Here is a 20086-nt window from a genome sequence, read left to right on the forward strand (position 1 = left end):
GCGGGGTGCGTTCGGATCAGTGGTTGGCGGTGCCGTTGCCCGAGAGCAGCGGGATGTCCTCCAGGATGTGCGACAGCGGCTCGTCGCCCTTGGCCTGGGTGGAGTTCTCGGTGCACTGCTGGTTCTGCGGGGCGGAGAGGACGTTGATGTCCTGGACCGCGATCGGCACCAGGCCGACGAGGGAACCGGCGTTGACCTTGGCCGGGAGGCCGATGCAGGGCTTGTTCAGCGAGCCCTGGACCAGGGACATCTGCGGGCTCATGTTGCCGTGCGTGGAGGAGTTGCCAAAGGTCTGCTCGGCGCCGTTGCCGCTGACCGAGGTGGTGCCCTGGTCGTCGCCGATGGCGAGGGCCTGCGGGGCGGTGGCGGCGGACATACCGGCGACGGAAGCGGCGAGGGCGGCCGTCGCGAACAGCTTCTTCATGATGGTGAGGTTCCCTTCGAAGAGAGGCTCCGCATCGGAGCCGCATGACGATCAACTGACTGAGGGGGCAGCGGTTGCGGCCAGTGACCCGTTCAGAGCATTAATGTGCTGAACGCCAGGGCGGATGATCTCCGGTTTCGAGTTCCCGCGAACTCCCGTACGTGACACGGAATATGGCCCGTCCCGCACGGCGGTGCAGACGGCGGAACGCGCCGGGTCCGTCGTTCGGACGATTCTCCATGCCGCCGGGACCTTCGGGGCGTTGAACGGAAAGAGGTGTCCGACGCGGGCGAACGACTCGTTCGCCGCGACGGTGCTGTTTCGTTTCCGACGTCGCCAGGAACGACATCGCCAGACGCCCCCACTCGTGACGAGGACATATGGCTGACCGCGCAGGACCCTGGAAGCGGCAAGGTGTCATTCCGGTGAGCAGGCAATCCCCGGACCACCGTACGGATCCCATCTACGAATCCCTGATCAGGAACTGGCGGGAGCAGGGAAAGACTCTTCCCGGACGCCCCGATCCCGAGTGGACGCGCCTGGTCGACCGCGATCCGTGGCCGCGTTACTGACCGGCCGTTCGGCTCCGCGGAGAACGGCACGGCGGAAACAGCGCAGCGGGCCGCCATCGACACCATGGCGGCCCGCTGAACGGTGTTGCGGGTCAGTGGTTGTTCACACCGTTGCCGGAAAGGACCGGCAGGTCGCTCAGGATGTGCGACAGCGGCTCGTCGCCCTTCGCCTGGGTCGAGTTCTCGGTGCACTGCTGGTTCTGCGGCGCCGACAGGATCGGGATGTCCTGGACGGCGATCGGCACCAGGCCGACGAGGGAACCGACATTCGCCTTCGCGGGCAGGCCGATACAGGGCTTGTTGAGCGAACCCTGGATGAGCGCCATCTGCGGGCTCATGTTTCCGTACGTGGCGGAGTTGCCGAACGACTGCATGGCGTTGTTGCCGCTCATGGTCTCGGTGCCACCGTCGTTGCCGATGGCGAGCGCCGTGGGGGCCGCAGCAGCCGACATGCCGACGACGGAAGCCGTGACCGCAGCGGCGGACATAACCTTCTTCAGCACAGGTTTTCCCTTCTGAGTGAGCCCCGTCCAAGGAGCAACCTGAGCAACTGCCGCGGCAGTGAGTAGTTCCTGGAATTCACTCCGATGGCCCATTGCCAAGCGCGGCGCCCGCTGTCCGCTTGTGCCGGGTCGGGCGGTTGGGCCTGCGGTGCAGATGAAGGAAGGACAGCCGGGTCAGCGTCTCGGCCGGCGTGGCGGCGGGCCCCGGCGCCCGGCCGCCGGTCTCGGCGAGGAGGTCCGTGTCCTCGGCGTCGATGCGCCACGACAGGCTGCCGGCCGCCGTGTCGACCTGGACCGCGCGCCCGCCGGCCCGGTCCGGGACACCGAGGCTCCCGCCGTGCAGACGCCATACGTAGGAGACGAGTGCCGCGCGCTCCCGGCGCACCCGCGCGAGCTCCTGGTGCACCGTCGCCAGCCGCTCCACCAACCGCAGTTCCCGTTCGCTCCACGGCGCCGCGGAAAGGGATCGGGAATCGGCGGGCTTGCATTTCACACGTTTCATGAATTCCTTCCAGGACCGGCCGGATGATCTGAGGATAATCCGACCTTCATGCCGAACGGGGGTGGGACGCGCGGCGTACCGCCCGGCAGCACGGCGATACGGGAAAGATCCGATGGAGTGAACGACCGGAACCAAACGTGGCAGGGCGAGTTGAACAGCTCGCAGTAACCTGAGCGTCCGCCAGAAAAGGAACATCAAATGCTCAAGAAGGCAATGGCAGCGGCCGCGGTCGCCGTCTCCGTCGTTGGTATTTCTGCTGCCGCTTCGCCTGCCGCGATGGCCATCGGTGACGACGGCGGCACCCAGTCGCTGAGCGGCAACGGCGCCAAGCAGTCGTTCGGCAACTCCGCCATCAAGGGCAACATGAGCCCGCAGCTGACGGCGGTTCAGGGCTCGCTCAACAAGCCTTGCATCGGCCTCCCGGTCAAGGCCAACGTGGGCTCCCTCGTCGGCCTCGTGCCGATCGCCGTCCAGGACATCCCGATCCTGTCGGCGCCGCAGAACCAGCAGTGCACCGAGAACTCGACCCAGGCGAAGGGCGACGAGCCGCTGTCGCACATCCTGAGCGACATCCCGGCGCTGTCCGGCAACGGCGTGAACAACGGCTGATCTGCCGCACTGCCGAGTCGGCTCGGGCCGCCCGTTCTCCTTCCTCCGCGGGCGGCCCGGGCTTTCTCATGCCGGGGCACAACGTGCCTTGATGCGGGGGTAATTCGGTAGGGGTCGCATTCGAGTGAACTTCCGAGGGGTGTCAACTTCACGGTTTCTTCCGCCCCTATCGCTCGTTAAGTAGAGCTCAGGTCACGGTGCGGGAACAGGAACTGCCCGCCCGGTCTCGGCCGGCGTTTAGACGTGACCCGAAAGAAGGGAAAAGCTGTGAAGCTCAAGAAGAGCGCAACGATCATCGCCGGTGCCGTCATGGCGCTGGGCATGGGCGCCCCGGCGTTCGCCGACGCCGGTGCCGAGGGTGCGGCCGTCGGGTCCCCGGGCGTTCTCTCCGGCAACGCCGTGCAGGTTCCCGTCCACGTTCCCGTCAACGTGTGCGGCAACACCGTCGACGTCATCGGTCTGCTGAACCCGGCGTTCGGCAACAAGTGCGCCAACGACTGACGTAACGGCCCAGCTGCTTCTGCTGTGCCCAGCCGGCCCTGGCATCCCTCCCGGGGCCAGGGCCGGCTCCCCATCGGACAGAGAAAGACCACTAGATTGCGACAGGCCCTCAGCAAAGGAATGCTCTCCGCCGCGGCCGCCACGAGCATCCTGTCCCTGTCCGGCACCCACGCGTTCGCCGCTTCCGAAGCGAACGGGCAGGCGTTGGACTCGCCAGGCTTCTTGTCGGGCAACAGCGTGCAGGCCCCGGTCGAGGTGCCGGTGAACGCGTGCGGCAACTCGGTCGACGCCGCCGCGGGACTCAACCCGGCGTTCGGCAACGCGTGCGCCACCTCCTACGCCCACTCCGCTTACTCCGCCCCGGCCATGCCGAGCCCCGTCCCGCCGGCCCCGGCCCCGCAGGCCCGCGCCCCGCAGAGCCACCCCGCGCCCGCTCCTGCCGCGCATCACCACGAGCACCGTCCCGCGGCGCAGCACCACGCGCCGCGTCACGAGCCGGCCCACCCGGTGCAGAAGCACGAGCCGAGCCACGCCGCGCCGAAGCCCAAGCCGAAGCCGAAGCACGAGGCGAGCCACCCCGCGCCCGCTCCTGCCGCGCATCACCACGAGCACCGTCCCGCGGCGCAGCACCACGCGCCGCGTCACGAGCCGGCCCACCCGGCGCAGAAGCACGAGCCGAAGCACGCCGCGCCGAAGCCCAAGCACGAGCCGGAGCACACGGCGAGCCATGCCGCGCCCGCGCCGAAGCACGAGCCGGCCCACCCCGTGCGCAAGCACGAGCCGAAGCACGCCGCGCCGAAGCCGCAGCACGAGGCCAGGACCGCGCCCCACAAGGCGCCGGAGCGGACGCGGCACGAGGGCTACGGCAGTGACGACACCCGGAGCGAGCACAGCGGGGGCGATCACACCGGGAGCGGCTCGGCCGCCCACGGCGACTCCGCCAACTCGCCCGGCGTGCTGGGCGGCAACAACGCCAAGGCCCCGGCGGACGTGCCGGTCCAGGCCTGCGGCAACACCGTCGGTGTCATCGGGCTCCTGTCGCCCACCATGGGCAACACGTGCCCGGGCGGGGACCAGGACCACCCCCGCCACGAGGAGCCCCGCCACCACGACACCCCGCGGCACCACGACGCCCCGCACCACCACACCACGGCGCCGCCCGTCGCCCACACGCCGGAGTCCCCCGGCCCGCGGCCCCGGGCGATGCCCTCCGTGCCCCGTCCCGTGACGCCGGGCGACGACCGGATCGTCACCCATCCGGCACCGGCGCCTCACCACGCGCAGCACGGCACGCGTGCCGACCGGCCGGTCCAGGTGGCCGGTGCGCAGGAGCAGCTGGCCGAGACCGGCGCGGACTCCTCGCTGATCGGTGGGGCGGCCGCCAGCATGGGCCTGCTGCTCGGCGGAGCGATCCTCTACCGCCGCGGGCTCACCGGTTCCCGGCGATAGCGGTGACCCCGTGATGCCGTGAATCCGTCCCCCCGTATTCCCCGTAACCCGCAGTGGGTTACGGGGAATTCGTCGTTCCGGGGCACAGCAGTGCGCCGGCAGGAATGCTCCGAGGAGCGGATTTCCTGCCGGCGCAAAAGGAGGTGGTGATCAGCCCGTCGGTAGTGTCGCGCCCTCACGGCATGGATGCCGGCGGCTGTCGGGGAGCGATTCGAGGCTGTCCCAGTGAAGCCCGTTCAGTGCACCACCGAATGACCCGCCGCGGAACCGAGGTTCACCCGTTCGCCCGCCCTGTCACTCAGAAGTGCGGCCGGAACCCACCGGCTCGGCGCCCGGGTGGGGCCGCGCCGGAAGGGCGGCGTGCCGTCCGCTGCGTACGTGCCGTTCCACACCCCGCACCAGACGCTCCGCGGTGAACGCCGCCCCGTATACGAAGCGCATGGCCGGGCCGAAGCTCGACGCGGTCGTCAGGCCGGCCAGGAAGAGGCCGGGGACCGAGGTCTCGAAGCGGTCGCCGACGTACGGCGTGCCGTCGGTGAGGGAGCGCAGGCGGGCGTGCAGGTCCGGGGCGAGGACGGTGAGGCGGTCGGTGCTCGCGCGGAACCCGGTGGCGGCGATGACGTGGTCCGTCGTGAAGCTCAGGCTCTCGCCGGTGCGGGCGGAGGTGCGGATCCGGACGCGGCCGCCAGCGGGTGCGGCGGACTCGACGCGGTGGCCGACGCGCACGTCGACGGCGCCTTCCACGCGTTCCCTGACCCACCACGCCCCGGCCGGGCCCAGCGCGTCGGCGGCGACCCGGGCGCGGGACGGCTCCGGGAGGAGTCGGAAGAGGCCGGGGGTGCGGGCGTAGAAGGTGTTGCGCCAGCCGCAGCCGAGGCCGGTGTGCGGGGCGCGCAGCGACTCCCGCCAGGGCCGGCGCAGGGGCGGCGGCAGGGTGTTCCAGTTCACGCGCGGGGAGCGGGCGAGGACGCGGACCCGGGTGCCCTGTTCGGCGAGCAGGGCCGCGGTCTCCAGGGCCGCCTGTCCGGCGCCGAGCACCGTCACGTCCTGTCCCGCGAAGCGCCGCAGGTCGGCGTGGTGGCTGCTGTGCGAGACGTGGGCGGGGCCCAGGTCCCGTACGGCCGCGGGGATCTCGGTGAAGGGCAGCACGCCCACCGCGAGGGCCACGGCACGCGCGCGGCGGACCTCGCCGTCCTCGGTCCGCGCCTCGTAGCCGCCGTCGGGGGCGGGACGGACGCTGCCGATGAGGCGCTCGTCGACCGGGGGCGCGGCCCGCTCGGCGAACCACAGGCCGTAGGACGCGAAGTGCTCGATGGGCAGCGGACGGCCGTGTTCGGCGGGCAGGCCCTCGCGGGCGCAGAAGGCGGCGAGGCCGTAGCGGCCCGCGGGGTCCGACAGGTCGGAGGCCCACGGCTCGGACTTGAGGAACATGCCGCGCGGCATGTGGTCCCGCCAGGACGCCATGGTCCGGCCGAAGATCCGTACGTCCAGGCCGGCCGCGGCGGCGTGCGAGGCGATCGACAGGCCGTAGGGGCCCGCGCCGACGATCAGCAGGTCATGCATCGGTGACCGCTCGCTCTCTGCCGGCCTGGCCGGGCAGGACGGCGGGCGCGTGTTCCCGCGCCCGGCTCGACAGGGACGTCAGGATCGTGCGGGCGCGGCGGCCGAGGCCCTCGCGCAGCCGTCGCGCCAGGTGGCGGCGCCACTGCCGGCGCAGGGCCGCGCCGGGCCCGGGGTCGTCGCCGGCGTGCCAGGCGAGTTCGCCGGCGGGGGAGGGCGTGCGCTGACCCGGCAGTCGCACGGGCCGGGAGACCAGGCGCAGCGCGGCCAGCGGGGCGTAGTTCTCGACCACGAAGGCCCGGCCGGGCAGCGGCACCGGGGCCGGTACGGGGCGGTGCGTCAGGTCGAGGTGCAGGGCGCGGACGACGTCGGTGTCCGCGCCGTCGGTGAAGAGGCGGAACTGGGCGCCGGGGCGCGGGTTGAAGTCGATGAGGTGGTAGGCGCCGGTGGCGGCGTCCCTGCGGAAGTCGAGGTCGAAGATCCCGCGGTACTCCAGGGCCGACACCACCTGTGCGGCGGCAGCCCGCAGCGCGGGGTCGGCGGACCACTCGCCGCTCACCGTCAGGCCCGCCGCGCGCGGCCAGGAGCGGTGCTTGCGGCCCGTACCGCCGCCGCGCACGACGCCGTCCCGGCCGGCGCAGCCGTGCACGAACCAGTCGGCCCCGCGGGCCCCGGGCACGAACGCCTGGAGCAGCAGCGGGCTGCCGGCCTCGGCCCGGCGTTCGAACAGGGCGGCCGCCTCGTGCGGGGAGCCGATCACGGTCGTGCTGCGCAGGCCGGTGTCGCGGGGCAGCAGCCAGGGGCGGCTCCACTTCGCCACCGCGGGCGAGCCGAGCCGGTGCACGGCGCCGGCGGCCTCCGCCGCGGACTCGGGGGCCAGCGTCGTGGGATGGGCCACGCCGGCCAGCGCGCAGACCTCGGCGAGGGACGCCTTGTCCGCCACGCGTTCGGCCACCCCGGCGGGCATCCGGGGCAGCAGGAACCGGTCGGTGAGCTCCGCGTACAGGGCGCCGACCGCGAGGGCGCCGGCGTCGTCCAGGGGGATCAGGACGGCGGGTCCGGTGAGGCGGTGCGCGACCCGGCGCAGCACGGCGGCCACCTCGGCGAGGGAGGCGCCCGGGGCGGGCGGCGCGTGCATCCGGTGCAGGTACCGGGAGCGGCGTACGGGGCTCTCGCGGTCGTCGGCCACCAGGTGGACCTCGATGCCGGCGCGGCCGAGGGAGCGCACGGCGCCGAGGGTTCCGTGGTGAAAGGGATTCCTGTCGATCCGCAACAGGACCGCAGGAATGCGGGTGTCCAGAGGAGGCTGCAACGTCACTCTCGCTTGTCGGTCACCCATGCGGGCGATGTGGGGAAAGGCAGGATTAGAAACTCGATTGGCGCAATAGAAATACATATGACGAGGTGTCAGTGAAGTGCGGTCGGAAAACGAGGTGCAGATATGTCCCCACGGCGTCGTCAGCGCGGTAAACGTGTCGCCTTCATCGCTGCCGGGATCGTCTCGTCGGTGGCCCTGGCATCCGTGCCCGGACACACGGTGGGTGTCGTGCGTGACGCCGACCCTCCGGGCCCGGCGCCCGCGGCGCCCGCCACTCCGACCGCCCCGGCACCGCCGGCCGAGCCGCCGCTCCCGGCGGCATCAGGGGGCCCCACGGTCCCGGCGGCCCCCACGGTCCCGGCGGCTCCGGCCGTCCCCACCGCGCCCGCCGAGAGCCCGGCGGCCGGGCAGAAGGGGCCCGCCTTCGGCGCGTATCTCGACTACGGCCCGCGCGGCGTCGAGCGCATGAAGGCGCTCAGCCGCTGGCTGGGCGGGGCCGAACTGCGGGTCGGTCACACCTATCTCCCGGGTGATCGCTGGAGCAACATCGAGGGCGCCCCGAACTTCCTGGAGAAGTGGGCCGAGTGGCGCAAGGGCAAGAACGACCGGCTCTTCGTCCTCAACGTCCCGATGCTCGAACGCAACGAGGAAGGCGTCGGTGACGGCGAGGTCACCCGGTTGCTGCGGCAAGGGGCGGCCGGCGACTTCGACGACCACTTCCGCACCCTCGGCAAGCGTCTGGTGGACCTGGGCGTGCCCGACACGGTGATCGTGCTGGGCTGGGAGATGAACGGCACGACCTACACCCATCGCTGCGGCCCGGACCCGGAGTCCTGGAAGAAGTACTGGAACAGGGCGGTCACCGCGATGCGTTCGGTACCGGGGCAGAAGTTCCGGTTCGACTTCACGCCGAGCCGGGGGCGGGACGCCGTGCCCTGGACCCAGTGCTATCCCGGCGACGACGTCGTCGACATCATCGGCATGGACTCGTACGACCAGCCGCGCGGCATGTCGTTCGACGAGCAGATCAAGGAGCCGTACGGACTTCAGGAGCACGTCGACTTCGCGGCGGCCCACAAGAAGCCCATCTCGTACCCGGAGTGGGGGCTCTTCCGCAACGGCGACAACGAGCAGTACATGCGCCGCATGCTGCAGTGGATCGACGAGAAGAAGCCGCTGTACAACACCGTCACCGACTACTGCCCGCACGGCGTGTGGCAGTGCAAGAGCAACCCCGGCGCGTCGAAGGTCTACCGCGATCTGCTCTCCGGCCGTGAGGTGCTGCCGACCGATCCGACCGGACCGGCCGATCCGACCGGTCCGACGCCGCCGGGGAAGCCGCCGGGCTGTTCGCCGGTGGACCTCGGCGCGTGGGTCGAGCAGTGGATGGGCGGCAAGCTGTGTCTGCGGTTCGACTGGTGGAAGGCGCCGCGGCGCTCCTGAGGCGCCGGGCCGCCGCGGTGGCGTGAGCCGTCACGACGAGGCTCCGCCGTCGCGGCGCGCCCTGCGGTCGCGCAGGCGCCGCTTCGCCCACTCGCGGCCCGAGACGCCCCAGGTCACCGCCGACACCAGCGCGGCGGTGCGCCTGCGGGCCAGCAGATAGCGCCGGTTGGTGACCGGCTCGGGCCGCCAGTGGTGCTTGTACGGCTCGTTGCCGCGCAGCAGGCTCAGCGCGCGCGGGTGTTCGCCGCCGGTGTGGCGGGTGCACGCGTCCAGGAGCATCGTGGCGACGTCCACCTTGCGCTCCCTGAGCCGGGGGTGGGCGCCGTACAGATAGCCGCCCGCCAGCGTGCCGGAGAGCAGCGTCAGGTCCGCGGCCATCACCTCGCCGTCCAGCCGGAACTCGGTCACCACCGCCTCGCCGGCCGCGACCATCGGGCGCATGGAGCGGAGCAGGTGCTCGTGGAAGCGCGGCTGGAGGTGCTCGGTGGTCACCTTGCGCCCCTGCCACTGCAACTGGTGCAGGTGCAGCAGCCGGCGTACCGACGTCTCCACCTCCTCGACGGGGACGACCCGGCTCTCCACGCCGAGCGCCGCCAGCTTGCGCATCTTGGCCCGGGTGCGCTGCGCGCGCGGCGTCGGCAGCCGCTTGAGCAGATCGTCCATCGGCAGCCCCGGCAGCTCGAGGCAGGCGGAGTCGGAGAGCGTCCTGCGCGGGCCCGGCCACCGCTCGTACAGCCGCTCCACACAGGCCCCCGGCCGCACCTCACCGAAGTCGATCACCGCGGTACGGGCCAGCGCGTACAGGCCCGACAGGAGCGCGTCCACGCCCTCCTCGGAGCAGGAGCCGTCGAGCAGGACGTCCGTGAAGTCGGAGATCGCGCCGCCCAGCGGCTTCAGCGCGGGCACGGGCCGGTCCACCCGCATCAGCGGCGCCGCGGCGATCAGCCGCCCGCCGTCGCGGACCAGGAGCACGCGCAGCCGCCCGGGGACGCCGTACGAGCGCCACCAGGACGACAGCCAGGCATGGCTCTGGAACGGCGTCGCCGCCGGGCACGAGCGGTACAGCCGGCTCCACGGTTCGGCCAGCGCCTCGAACTCGTCCTCGTCCACGCACAGTTCGGCCCGGGGGTACGCGTCCGGCGTCACGTCGCTCACGGGGCGCTCCTCACCAGGGCCGACGCGGGACCGGGAACGGAGGCGCCCGGCACCGCCTCCGTCCGGGCGCGCGGGCGGACCAGCAGGGCGAGGCCGCCGAGCAGCCCGCCGGCGCAGCCGCCGACCAGGGACGTCACCCCGGCGGACAGCGAGGAGGGGGCGTTCGGCTCCAGGGCGCGGGAGAACGCGAGGAGTTTGACCTGGGTGCTGTCCTTGGAGTGGTTGGCGCTGTCGGCCAGCGAGCGGGCGACCGCGTTGGCGGTGACGGCGGCGGTGTCCGGGGCGGCGGTGGTGGCCGAGACCGCGATCATCGGGGCGTCGGGCGAGGTGGCCACCTTCACGCTGTCCTGGAGCTGCGCGGGCGACATGCCCGCGGCCACCTGAGCGTCGGCCAGCACCGCGAGCTGGGTGGCCACCCGGCCGTACGCCTGGGCGAACGCCAGCGCGGTCGCCGGGTCCGCCCTCTCCTGCGGCACGGCGATGACGTAACTCGTCGCCGTGTACTGCGGCGTCTGCGACAGGCCGTACCCCGCACCGGCCACCGTCCCGAGCGCCGCGCACGCCGGCAGCACCCACCAGCGGGGCAGCCGCGCGAGACGGGCGCGCAGAAGGGCAGTGCGTGGGCGCTCGTTCACGGAGTCGCTCATCGGGGGTTCACCTCCGGGGTCGGGCCGGGCACGAGGGACGCGTAGACGCCCATCAGCTGCTCGGCGCTTCGGGTGATGCTGTAGTGCCGTACCGCGGCCGGGGCCGAGCGGTGCGGCGGGACGTCGCCGCGCAGGCCGTGCAGGGCCCGCGCGAAGGAGGCGGGGTCGCTCGGGCAGTACGCGGCGCCGGGCCGCTCGCCGGGGGTGAGGCTCTCCAGGGCGGGGCAGGACGCGTACAGCACGGGAAGGCCACTGGCCAGGCCCTCCACCAGCGCCAGGCCGAAGGCCTCCTCGGGGGAGGGCGACGCGAGCGCGTCCATGGCGGACAGCAGCGAGGGCAGGTCGGGTACGGCGTCGGTGGTCCCGCCCCCGTCGGCCGGACCGGGCGCGGATCCGGGCCCGGCCTCCCGCGTCGCCGCCTCATGGGTGGACTCGCCGGCGAACCGCACCCGGTTCGCGAGGCCGAGCCGGACCGCGAGCCGCCGCAGGGCCGTCTCCTCGGGGCCGCTGCCGACCAGCAGGACGACCACGTCCTCGGGCAGCGCCGCGGCCGCGCGCAGCAGTACGTCGAACCGCTTGCCCGCGGCCAGCCGTCCCACCCCGCCGACCACGAACGCCCCGTCGGGCAGGTCAAGTTGCTTGCGCGTCCGGTCCCGGGCGGCCTGGTCGAAGCGGAAGCGCTCCACCTCGATGCCGTTCGGCACCACCCGGATGCGCTGCCGGGGCACGCCCCACCGGTGCAGCCGCGCCCCGACCGCCGGGGAGACCGCGACCGTCATCCGGCCGAGCCGCTCCCCGGCCAGATAGAGGGCGCGTACCCCCGGACCCAGCGGCCGGCCCTCCATCTGCGAGTCGCCCAGGGAGTGTTCGGTGGCCACCACCGCCCGCACCCCGGCCAGCCGCGCCGCGATCCGCCCGTATAGACAGGCCCGGTAGAGGTGGGTGTGGACCACGTCGTACCGGCCGTCCCTGATCAGCCGGACCAGCCGCGGCAGCGCCGTCACGTCGCGGTTGCCGGCCATGGCGAGGTCGGTCACGCGGACGCCGTCGGCGGTGATCCCCTCGGCCACGGCGCCGGGGTTGGTCAGCGTGACGACGTCGCAGGGGGTGGGCAAGTGGCGCAGCAGCAGCCGTAGTTGCTGCTCGGCCCCGCCCACGCCGAGCCCGGTGATGATGTGCAGGACCTTCACCCCGACACCGCCGAGCGGCGGTCGAGGACGCGGCGCCTGAGCCGGTTGGTGCGGAGTTTGAGGCGCAGCCGCCAGGCCGTGTCGTCGTGGCCGATGTGGACGCGGGGCAGGGCGAGGGGGCCGGCGAGCGGGCCGGGCGCGATGGCGCATCCGTAGCGGTAACCGGCCTCGCGGACGGCGCCGATCACCCGCTCGTCGACGTGCCCGTACGGGTAGCAGAACCCCTGCACCTCGCGGCCGGTCAGCTCGTACAGCGCCGCACGGCTGCCGCCGACCTCGCGGCGCAGCTGCCGGTCGTCGGCCTGTGTCAGGTCGACGTGGGTCAGCCCGTGCGAGGCGACCTCCATGCCGCTCTCGGCCACCTGCCGGATGCCGTCGGCGTCGAGCAGCGGCTTGCGCGGGCCCTCGGGGTCCCAGGCGTTGTCGCCGCCGAGCCGGCCGGGGAGCACGAACAGGGTGGCGGTGCAGTCGTGTTGCCGGAGCAGGGGGAGGGCCTGGTCGACGAAGTCGCGGTAGCCGTCGTCGAAGGTGAGCCCGACGAGGTTGTGCTCCTGGCCCTGCGCGCACGCCTCGAACAGGTACTTCATCGACACGCCCCGCAGCCCCTGGCGCCGCATCCACCGCAGCTGCTCGGCGAGGCGCTCGGGCCCGACGGTGATCTTGTACGGGTCCTCGGCGGGGTCCGCGACGGAGTGGTACATCGCCACCCATGCCGGGGTGCGGGGCGGCCGGAACCGCAGGAACGGCTCGGTACCGGAGGAGGTGGACGGCGTCGGCGGGGTCGGCGGGGTGGGCGGGGTGAGGTCAACGGACATGACGCAGCTTTCCGGTCACGGAGCGGAGGGCGGAAGCCCAGGGCTGCGCCCCCAGGAGCAGACCCAGGAGCACGAAGGAGACGGTCACGGCCGTGCAGCTCGCGAGGACGGCGGGGGCGGGCTCGGCCACCCGCGCGGCGCACGCGGCGCCGAGGGCCGCCGCGCCCGCGGCGGCGAGCACGAGCCGGGCCAGCTGCCCGACGACGGCGCGGATCCGGATCGGGACGGTGCGCGGGCCCATGCCGCGCAGCAGGAGCAGCGCGGTGACGCAGATGCCGGTGGCGTTCGCGGCGGCGATCCCGCGCACGCCCCAGGTGCCGACGGTGAGGAAGCCGATGCCCGCGGTGGCGACGATGCCGATGAACATCGCGTAGAGCGGGATCCAGGTGGTTCTCGCGACGGAGAAGTGCGCGCGGGCGAGCGCGCCGACCAGGGTGTGTCCGAGCAGGCCCAGCGCGTAGACGCGCATGACGGAGGCGGTCGCGGCGGTGTCCCTGGCGGTGAACGCGCCGCGCTGGAAGAGGAGTTCGATGAGCGGATGGGCGGCGGCGATGACCGCGGCGGCGCCGAGGAGCACGATGCCGCCGGCCAGGACGACGTCGCGCTGCACCCGCTCGCGGGCGCGCTCGGTCTCGCCGTCGGCCAGGGCGCGGGCGACCACGGGGAAGGTGACGGTGCAGAGCATGAGCGAGAGGGTCATCGGCATCTGCGCGACCTTCTGCGCGTAGTTCAGGTGCGAGATGGCCCCGGCGGGCAGCGAGGAGGCGAGGAACCGCTCGATGAGGACCTGGGACTGGCGGCACAGCGCGAAGGTCAGGACGGTCCAGATGATGGCGGTCTGGAGGGTGGGGGCCGGTGCGGTGGGGGCGGGGGCCGGTGCGGGGGCGGTATCCGGTGCGGGCCGCGTCACGTCGCCCCGCGCCGTCCGCAGCTGCCGCCACAGCGACGGGGCCTGGACCGCCACCATGAGCCCGCCGCCCACGGCGACACCCGCCGCCGCGGCCCGTACGCCCAGGGGCGCGGCGAGCGCGAACAGGGCGGCGATGATGGCCGTGTTGTAGGCGACGTAGACGGCCGCGGGCGCGGCGAACCGCTGGTGGGCCCGCAGGGCCGCGCTGCAGTAGCCGGCGAGGCCGAAGGACAGGGCGCAGGTGGCCGTCAACCGGGTGCAGTCGACGGCCAGTTGCGGGTCGGGCAGGCCGGGGGCCAGCACCGCGACGAGGGCGGGGGCCGCGACGACGAGCAGGGCGCCCGCGCCGGTGAACCACAGCGTCATGCGCGGCAGCGAGGCGCGTACGAGCGCGTGGACCGGGTCGGCGGCCCCGGGCACCGCGTCGGCGCGCCGCGCGAGCGCCAGGCTGAACGCGGGTACGAGGAAGAAGGCCAGGCCGTCCTCGATGAGCAGCGTCGCCGCGAGCTCGGGAAGGGTCCACGCCACGAGGAAGGCGTCGGTGTCGGTCCCGGCGCCGAAGAAGTGCGCGAGCGCCTGGTCGCGCACGAGCCCGAGCAGCGACCCGGCGACGGACAGCACGGCGGTGACGAGCGCGGCCTTGGCGAGGAACGAGCCGCCGGGCTTGGCGGAGGGCTTGGCGATGCGCCCGGCGGAGGGCTCGGCGGTGGCCTCGTGGGAGGCTTCGGCGCCGGGCGGTCGGGTGGTCGCGTCGGTGCCGTCGCCGGACGGGTCGGTGGTCGTGCCGGCGGGCTTCCCGAGGACCGGCGTACGCGGAGCCGTTCCCCGCGCAACCTCCGCGACCACCTCAACCGGAGATCCCGCGACCTCCGCCCCCTCCGCGACCACCACGACCGGCGATCCCGCGGCCTGCGGCTCCGGCCCCGCCGCCCCCGTCGGCCCGGGCTCCGGACGTGTTGTCGTCATCGCGTGCCCGCCCCTCCCGGCCGGGTGCGCGTGCGTGCGCCCACCGCCCACCACGCCACCGCGCCGAGGGCCACCGCGGTCAGTACCGTGGAGGGGCCGCCGATGTCCGCGTACATGAAGTCGATCAGCTGCCAGACCAGCAGGCCGCAGGCCACCAGCGCGCAGTCCAGCTCGGGCCCGCCCGGACCGCCCGGCCTCCCCGGACCGCCCCGCCGGACCCGCTGCCGGCTCCACCGCCGCACCGCGCACACCACGAGGCCCGCCCAGCCGCCGACCAGCGCGGTCAGCCCGAGCAGGCCCTGTTCGCCGAGGACGAGCAGGTACATGTTGTGCGGGGAGAGCAGCGGCTGGCGCACGAAGCCGCTGCCGGCGCCCGCCGTGTCGCTGCCGGAGGACAGGGCCAACGAGGCGTGGCTGTCGCGGTATTCGGGAAAGCCCTTCAGCCCCACCCCGGTCACCGGGTGCTCGCGCCACATGTCGGCCGAGGCCGCCCACATCGTGTAGCGGTCGATGACCGACTGGTCGGGGGCGTCGGTGACCTGGGTGATGCTGCTCAGGCGCTCCTGCAGCATCGCCGAGCCGAACCCGAGCCCCGCCACCAGGACCACCGCCGCCGCGCCCGCGGCCAGCAGCACCTGCCCCGCCCGGCGCACCCCGGCGAGCAGCAGCACCGCCGTGCCGGCGGCCGCGGTGGCGATCCACGCCCCGCGGCTGAACGACAGGGCGAGCGGCACGAACAGCAGCGCCGCGCACCCCACGGCCGCCGACCGCTGGCGCGGCGAGCGGGGGCGGAAGGCCAGCGCCAGCGCGCAGACGAGACCGTACGAGACGACCGTGGCCATGCCCATGACGTCGGTGGAGCCGAAGGTGCCGACGGCGCGGATGTCCTCGCCCATGTACGAGGCGCCGGTGCCGGTGAGGTTCTGGTGCACCCCGATGACGCCCTGATACAGCCCCAGTCCGACGAACGACCAGGCCAGCAGCCGGAAGTGGTCGGCGTCGCGGATCAGCATCAGGACCGCCGCGGGCACCAGCACGAAGATCTGCAGATAGCGGGCGGCCCCGGCGACTCCGGTCGACCCCGACGAGGCGCCGAACGCGGCCACGGTGATGCCGACGACCGGCATCCCGAGCAGGATCGCGGCGGTCCGGGTCAGCGGCCGCTGCCGGGCCCGCACGGCGCGTACGACGCAGAACCCGACGACGAGGGCGGACACCGCGTCGGCCACGGTCCCGGTGCCGCCGCCGTCGGCGGAGCCGCCCTCGGCCGGCACCGGCAGCGCGAGCAGCGCGACGACGAGGACCACGGGAAGGACCGGGGCGTACCGCCGCAGCCAGGGCAGCGCCGCCTCGTACGGGCGGGCGCCGGGACCGGCCGCGGGCAGCGGCCGGGGCTCGGGCAGGGCGGGGGACGGGACGTGGGCCACTGCTCAGCTCCCCGTGCGGCGTACGAGGCAGCCGAGGGTGCGCAGCAGGATGCACAGGTCCTGCCAGAACGACCAGCTGTCGATGTAGGCGTTGTCGAAACGGCACCGGTCCTCGATGGAGGTGTCGCCGCGCAGTCCGTGGATCTGGGCGAGCCCGGTGATACCGGTCGGCATCCGGTGCCGCTGGGCGTAGTGCGGATAGGTCTGGCTGAACTGGGCGACGAAGAAGGGCCGTTCGGGCCGCGGACCGACGAGGCTCATGTCACCGCGCAGCACGTTCCACAGCTGCGGCAGCTCGTCGAGCGAGGTGCCCCGCAGGAACCGGCAGAAGGGGCTGATGCGGTGCTCGTCGGCGACGCTCCACCGGGTCGCGGCCTCCTGCGGGTCGGCGGGCCGGTGGGTGCGGAACTTCAGCAGGGTGAACAACTTCCCGTCCTTGCCCACGCGTTCCTGCCGGAAGATCACTCCGGGCCCCTCCACGGTCCGCAGCACCAGCGCGCAGACCGCGAGGACCGGTGCGGCGGCCAGCAGCAGCACGCCCGACACCGCGATGTCGAGGAGCCGCTTGCCGAGGCCGGTCGGGCGGGTCCGGGTGGGCGTCAGGGGGCGGCAGGCGAACCCGGCCACGTACCGCAGGGGCCCGCCCGGCGCGGGCGCGAGGTCGGGGCAGCGCGGTTCGAGTTCCCACAGGTCGCAGCCGAGGCCGCTCAGCGCGGGCAGCAGCCCGCCGGATCCGGGGCCGCGGTCGGTGAGGAGGAAGACGGCGCGCACGTCGTTCTGGATCACGGCGCGGTGCAGCTCGTCCTCGGTGCCGAGCACCGGCAGTTCGGGGCCGGACCCGGGCCCCGCGTCGGCGTCGGGGCCGTCCTCGCGCGGGAGTTCGGGGGTCTCGCTCACGATGCCGACGGGCCGCACGCCGCAGCCGGGCCGGCGCAGCAGCGCCGCGGCGACCGCGCGCGCCGGGCCGGCGGGCCCGACCACCAGGGCGGGCCGGGGTCTGCGCACGGTGGCGGTCCGCCGGTGGCGGTGGACCAGCGCGCGCCCGCAGTAGGCGAGCAGGCACTGCACGGCGGCCGCGGCGGCCAGGGTGCCCGGCGCGGGCGGCGCGGGCAGGGGCAGGGCGGAGGCGAGGACCAGCGTGACGCACCAGCCGAGCGCGATCCGCCCGGCGAGCGCGGGCACCTGGGCGAGGGTGTCGGCGGGCAGCGCCGCGTACGCGTACAGCCGGCCCTGCCCGTTCAGGAACAGCACACAGGCCACCAGCAGCGGTGCGAGGACGGCCTGGTGGCGCGGCTCGTCGAGCAGTGGCAGGCCGGCCAGCGCGGCGGCGCAGTCGACGGCCACCAGGGCGGCGGCCGAACGCCGGCGCCGCGCGGGGCGGCGCGCGGAGGTGCCGGCCCGCGGGCCCATGGCCTCGCGTGGCGCGACGACGAAGGTGCCGGGCGGAGCCTGGATGTCCTGCCGTGGCTGACCCGATGAGGAGGCGACGGTCCGTTCCGCACTCACGAGGTGGTGCACTCCCTCTGTCCGGTGGGCGCCGTGCCCAGTAGCTCGCCGTACACCGCGTCGGTGGCGGCGGCGGTGCGCCGCGCGTCGTGGTGGTCCAGTACGTGCTGACGGCCTCGCTGCCCCAACGAGTCACGGAGCTTTTCGTCCCGCAACAGAGCGATCAGGGCGCGGGAGAGTGCCGCGGGGTCCTCCGGCGGCACGAGGGCGTGCGCGCGGTGGGCGGCGGGCAGACTCTCCCGCGCCCCGTCGACGTCGGTGATCACGACCGGGCGGGCGCAGGCCATGGCCTCCAGCGGGGCGAGCGCCATGCCCTCCCAGCGGGACGGCAGGACGACGACGTCGGCCGCCCGGTACCAGGGGGCGGCGTCGGCCGCCTCTCCGGCGAACGCCACCCGTGGCCCGGCCCGCTCCCGCAGCCGGTCCGCCTCGGGGCCGTCGCCGACCAGCACCAGACGCGCCTCGGGCACCTGCGCGGCCACCGTCGGCCACGCGTTCAGCAGCACGTCCTGCCCCTTCTGGCGGCAGAGTCGTCCGACGCACACCACCAGCGGCACCCGCGCGCCGGGCGTCTCGCCCGGGCCCGCCGGGGTGAACCGCGCGGTGTCCACGCCGTTGGGGATCACCGTGTACGAGCCGTCGACGCCGGCCCGCCGCCCGGTGACCCACTCGGCCTCGCTGACGCAGACGATCCGCGTCGTCCACCGCGCCGCGAGCCGCTCCCAGAGCCGGGCGAGGAGCGCGGTGACGCCGCCCACCGCCTCGAACGACCAGGCGTGCGGCTGGAAGACGGTGGGGACGTCGCCGCGCAGCGCGAGCCGCGCGGCGAGCCCGGCCTTGGCGCTGTGCGCGTGGACGAGCGCCGGACCGACCGCGTCGACGACGCGCCGCAGCGCCCGCGTCTCGGCCCGCAGGCCGGGGCCGGGGGAGCGGGACGCCGTCCAGGGGTGGACGTGTACGCCGGCGTCCAGGTCGGCCAGCGCCCGGGGCAGGAACCCCGTCGCGGGGCAGGCGACGTGCACCTCGGTGCCGGCCGCGGCCTGGGCGGCGACCAGGTCGACGACGACCCGCGCCACGCCGCCCTCGACGGGCTGGCTGACGTGCAGGATCCGCGGGGGAGTGGGTGCTGAAGGCAGAGGCATGCGCGACTCCCTTGAGTCAGTGGCAACGCGGAGCCGGGTGCGGGGGCGGAGTAACACGCGCTATCGCCGCGCGTCGACGGCGGCGAAGACCACGCCGGCCCACGCCGGATCCTGCGACGCGAGGTGGACCGTCAGATCGCCACGCCGCGCGCCCGGCCCCGTGGCCAGCGGATAGACGTCGGAGTCGTAGCCCAGGGTGGTGGGATACGCGGGGGTTCTGCTGATCGGCCTTCCGGGCTCGCTGATGGTCGAGTTGAGCGCGTCGCCGACGGGGTTGGCGTCGTCCGTCAGCGGGACGACCGGACCCCGGCCGGCCGACACGCCGACGGTGTCACCGCGCCGCCCCCGGTCGCCGTCGTAGGCCACCACGCCGACGACCCCGCCCGCCGCCCGGGCGGGCACCCCGCGCAGCCGCACCGCCTGCCGGTGCCCGCCCGCGCCGGTCCGCTCGAAGCCGTCCCACAGGGCCAGGTGGCGCAGCGGCTGCGCGGCGTTCTCGTAGGCCACCACCAGCGTCCAGCCGCCCCAGGCACCGGCCTTGGAGTGCCCCTTGGCGACGTTGACCTGGGCCACGGTGTACGCCCCCGCGCCCGAGGCGCGCACCAGGCGGGTGACGTCGGCCGAGGCCTGGAAGGCGTCGCTGCCGTCGGTGACGCGGTGGCCGACCGGGGTGTCGGCGACGACGGCCTTGTAACGGCCGCCCGGCTCGGCGATCAGCACCCGGCCGTTGTCCTTGGGCGGTTTCTGCTCGCCGACCCTGAGGTTGCCGCCCCAGTACAGCCGCGCGTACGACACGCGCGAGCGCGGGGGCAGACGGACCTCCGCCGTACTGGAGTTGTAGGTGTTCGGGTCGTCGTCGACGTCGACGTAGGCCATGTCGAAGTCGCCGTTCACGCCCGCGAGGCCGGCCCGCACCCCGTCGCAGGAGGCCGCCGTGCGGGTCACCGCGGCGCCGCAGGTGATCGACGCGTTGGCGGCCCGGACCACCCCGCCGTGCTGGAGCGCTCGGTACCGCTGCGCGAAATCGATGCGCGCCCTCTCGCCGCCGGGCGGGGCGGCCGAGCCGGTCCCGGTCGTCGCGAGGCAGGCGGCGAGTGCGAGGGAGACGACGAACACGCGACGCAGGCCCAGGGAGTGACGCATGACGGCGTTGGCCTTCCGAGGTGTGGAGTGTCTGAACCACAGCGGAGTGGAGTGATTCGTATGAATTGAACGAATCTGAACGCTTATGAGTGGAATGCCCTCAAGGGAAGCGCAACTGTAGCTCCTCCCACGGGCCCCTCCGTCAACCTCATGCCGTGTGTCGGAACGGTGAAGGGCGTGGCAGACGGGCGACAGCAGGCATGAAACGCGCCCTCGCGAACCGCGCGTGCGCCCCCACCTGCACTGGGATCCGATCCGGCCGCGTCAGCCCGAACGCCGTGCAGCATCACCCGTCTGGGCGCAC

Annotated in this window: 19 protein-coding genes; 5 read left to right on the forward strand and 14 right to left on the reverse strand. The window is 73.9% G+C overall.

Annotation, left to right across the window (positions count from 1 at the left end; all coding sequences use genetic code 11):
• Positions 1-16: 16 nt before the first annotated feature.
• Entirely contained in the window at positions 17-424 is a 408-nt protein-coding gene (locus ACZ6B8_RS14860) for a rodlin (RefSeq protein WP_355810763.1), read from the reverse strand.
• A 425-nt stretch (positions 425-849) separates the two neighbouring features.
• Here ACZ6B8_RS14860 and ACZ6B8_RS14865 point away from each other — a divergent pair, with 425 nt between their 5' ends.
• Positions 850-996, forward strand: coding sequence for a hypothetical protein (locus tag ACZ6B8_RS14865; RefSeq protein WP_471087158.1), 147 nt, complete (start codon positions 850-852; stop codon positions 994-996).
• A gap of 92 nt (positions 997-1088) precedes the next feature.
• On the opposite strand, the gene ACZ6B8_RS14870 is transcribed toward ACZ6B8_RS14865, so the two are convergent.
• Positions 1089-1499 carry a rodlin gene (locus ACZ6B8_RS14870; RefSeq protein ID WP_471087161.1) on the reverse strand — a complete coding sequence of 137 codons (411 nt, stop codon included), beginning with the start codon at positions 1497-1499 and terminating at the stop codon, positions 1089-1091.
• A 76-nt stretch (positions 1500-1575) separates the two neighbouring features.
• Positions 1576-2001, reverse strand: coding sequence for a hypothetical protein (locus tag ACZ6B8_RS14875; protein WP_471087164.1), 426 nt, complete (start codon positions 1999-2001; stop codon positions 1576-1578).
• Positions 2002-2199: 198 nt separating this feature from the next.
• Between ACZ6B8_RS14875 and ACZ6B8_RS14880 the strand changes: the two genes are divergently transcribed.
• From ACZ6B8_RS14880 to ACZ6B8_RS14890, 3 genes are all read left to right on the forward strand, one after another.
• Positions 2200-2610: a rodlin gene (locus tag ACZ6B8_RS14880; RefSeq protein WP_471087167.1), complete on the forward strand. Its 411-nt coding sequence runs from the start codon at positions 2200-2202 to the stop codon at positions 2608-2610.
• A 309-nt stretch (positions 2611-2919) separates the two neighbouring features.
• Complete coding sequence (locus ACZ6B8_RS14885) at positions 2920-3111, forward strand: chaplin (protein ID WP_471087676.1); 192 nt, start codon at positions 2920-2922, stop codon at positions 3109-3111.
• Positions 3112-3207: 96 nt separating this feature from the next.
• On the forward strand, positions 3208-4560 hold the full coding sequence (locus ACZ6B8_RS14890) for a chaplin (protein WP_471607444.1): 1353 nt from the start codon (positions 3208-3210) through the stop codon (positions 4558-4560).
• 294 nt (positions 4561-4854) lie between these two features.
• Here ACZ6B8_RS14890 and ACZ6B8_RS14895 read toward each other — a convergent pair whose 3' ends face one another.
• Together ACZ6B8_RS14895 and ACZ6B8_RS14900 are read right to left on the reverse strand one after the other, a co-directional pair.
• Positions 4855-6123 carry an FAD-dependent oxidoreductase gene (locus ACZ6B8_RS14895; protein WP_471607445.1) on the reverse strand — a complete coding sequence of 423 codons (1269 nt, stop codon included), beginning with the start codon at positions 6121-6123 and terminating at the stop codon, positions 4855-4857.
• Positions 6116-7459, reverse strand: a complete 1344-nt coding sequence (locus ACZ6B8_RS14900) for a carboxylate--amine ligase (RefSeq protein WP_471607446.1) — start codon at positions 7457-7459, stop codon at positions 6116-6118. Before ACZ6B8_RS14900 ends, ACZ6B8_RS14895 begins: the two co-directional genes overlap by 8 nt.
• 102 nt (positions 7460-7561) lie before the next feature.
• On the opposite strand from ACZ6B8_RS14900, the gene ACZ6B8_RS14905 reads away from it, so the two are divergent.
• Complete coding sequence (locus ACZ6B8_RS14905; protein ID WP_471607447.1) at positions 7562-8881, forward strand: glycoside hydrolase family 26 protein; 1320 nt, start codon at positions 7562-7564, stop codon at positions 8879-8881.
• 30 nt (positions 8882-8911) lie between these two features.
• Here the strand turns inward: ACZ6B8_RS14905 and ACZ6B8_RS14910 are convergent, their stop codons facing one another.
• Genes ACZ6B8_RS14910 through ACZ6B8_RS14950 form a run of 9 tightly spaced genes read right to left on the reverse strand, consistent with a single transcriptional unit; the run spans position 8912 to position 19782 of the window.
• The gene (locus ACZ6B8_RS14910) at positions 8912-10036 is read right to left on the reverse strand and encodes a GNAT family N-acetyltransferase (protein WP_471087182.1); all 1125 of its coding nucleotides are present in this window, start codon (positions 10034-10036) and stop codon (positions 8912-8914) included.
• A complete protein-coding gene (locus tag ACZ6B8_RS14915; protein ID WP_471607448.1) occupies positions 10033-10683 on the reverse strand; it encodes a YveK family protein in 651 nt (216 codons plus the stop codon). The genes ACZ6B8_RS14910 and ACZ6B8_RS14915 overlap by 4 nt, the downstream gene beginning before the upstream one ends.
• On the reverse strand, positions 10680-11873 hold the full coding sequence (locus ACZ6B8_RS14920) for a glycosyltransferase (RefSeq protein WP_471087188.1): 1194 nt from the start codon (positions 11871-11873) through the stop codon (positions 10680-10682). Before ACZ6B8_RS14920 ends, ACZ6B8_RS14915 begins: the two co-directional genes overlap by 4 nt.
• Positions 11870-12688: a polysaccharide deacetylase family protein gene (locus ACZ6B8_RS14925; protein WP_471607449.1), complete on the reverse strand. Its 819-nt coding sequence runs from the start codon at positions 12686-12688 to the stop codon at positions 11870-11872. Before ACZ6B8_RS14925 ends, ACZ6B8_RS14920 begins: the two co-directional genes overlap by 4 nt.
• Positions 12678-14564: a murein biosynthesis integral membrane protein MurJ gene (murJ, locus tag ACZ6B8_RS14930; protein WP_471607450.1), complete on the reverse strand. Its 1887-nt coding sequence runs from the start codon at positions 14562-14564 to the stop codon at positions 12678-12680. Before murJ ends, ACZ6B8_RS14925 begins: the two co-directional genes overlap by 11 nt.
• Positions 14561-15949 (reverse strand): O-antigen ligase family protein, encoded by a 1389-nt coding sequence (locus tag ACZ6B8_RS14935; RefSeq protein WP_471607562.1) that lies wholly within the window; start codon positions 15947-15949, stop codon positions 14561-14563. Before ACZ6B8_RS14935 ends, murJ begins: the two co-directional genes overlap by 4 nt.
• 45 nt (positions 15950-15994) lie before the next feature.
• Positions 15995-17497 (reverse strand): exopolysaccharide biosynthesis polyprenyl glycosylphosphotransferase, encoded by a 1503-nt coding sequence (locus ACZ6B8_RS14940; RefSeq protein WP_471087200.1) that lies wholly within the window; start codon positions 17495-17497, stop codon positions 15995-15997.
• Positions 17494-18639, reverse strand: a complete 1146-nt coding sequence (locus tag ACZ6B8_RS14945; protein ID WP_471607451.1) for a glycosyltransferase — start codon at positions 18637-18639, stop codon at positions 17494-17496. The genes ACZ6B8_RS14940 and ACZ6B8_RS14945 overlap by 4 nt, the downstream gene beginning before the upstream one ends.
• 60 nt (positions 18640-18699) lie before the next feature.
• The gene (locus tag ACZ6B8_RS14950) at positions 18700-19782 is read right to left on the reverse strand and encodes a DUF3344 domain-containing protein (RefSeq protein ID WP_471607452.1); all 1083 of its coding nucleotides are present in this window, start codon (positions 19780-19782) and stop codon (positions 18700-18702) included.
• Positions 19783-20086 lie beyond the last annotated feature (304 nt).

This window comes from Streptomyces sp. NPDC041122 (assembly GCF_055592445.1).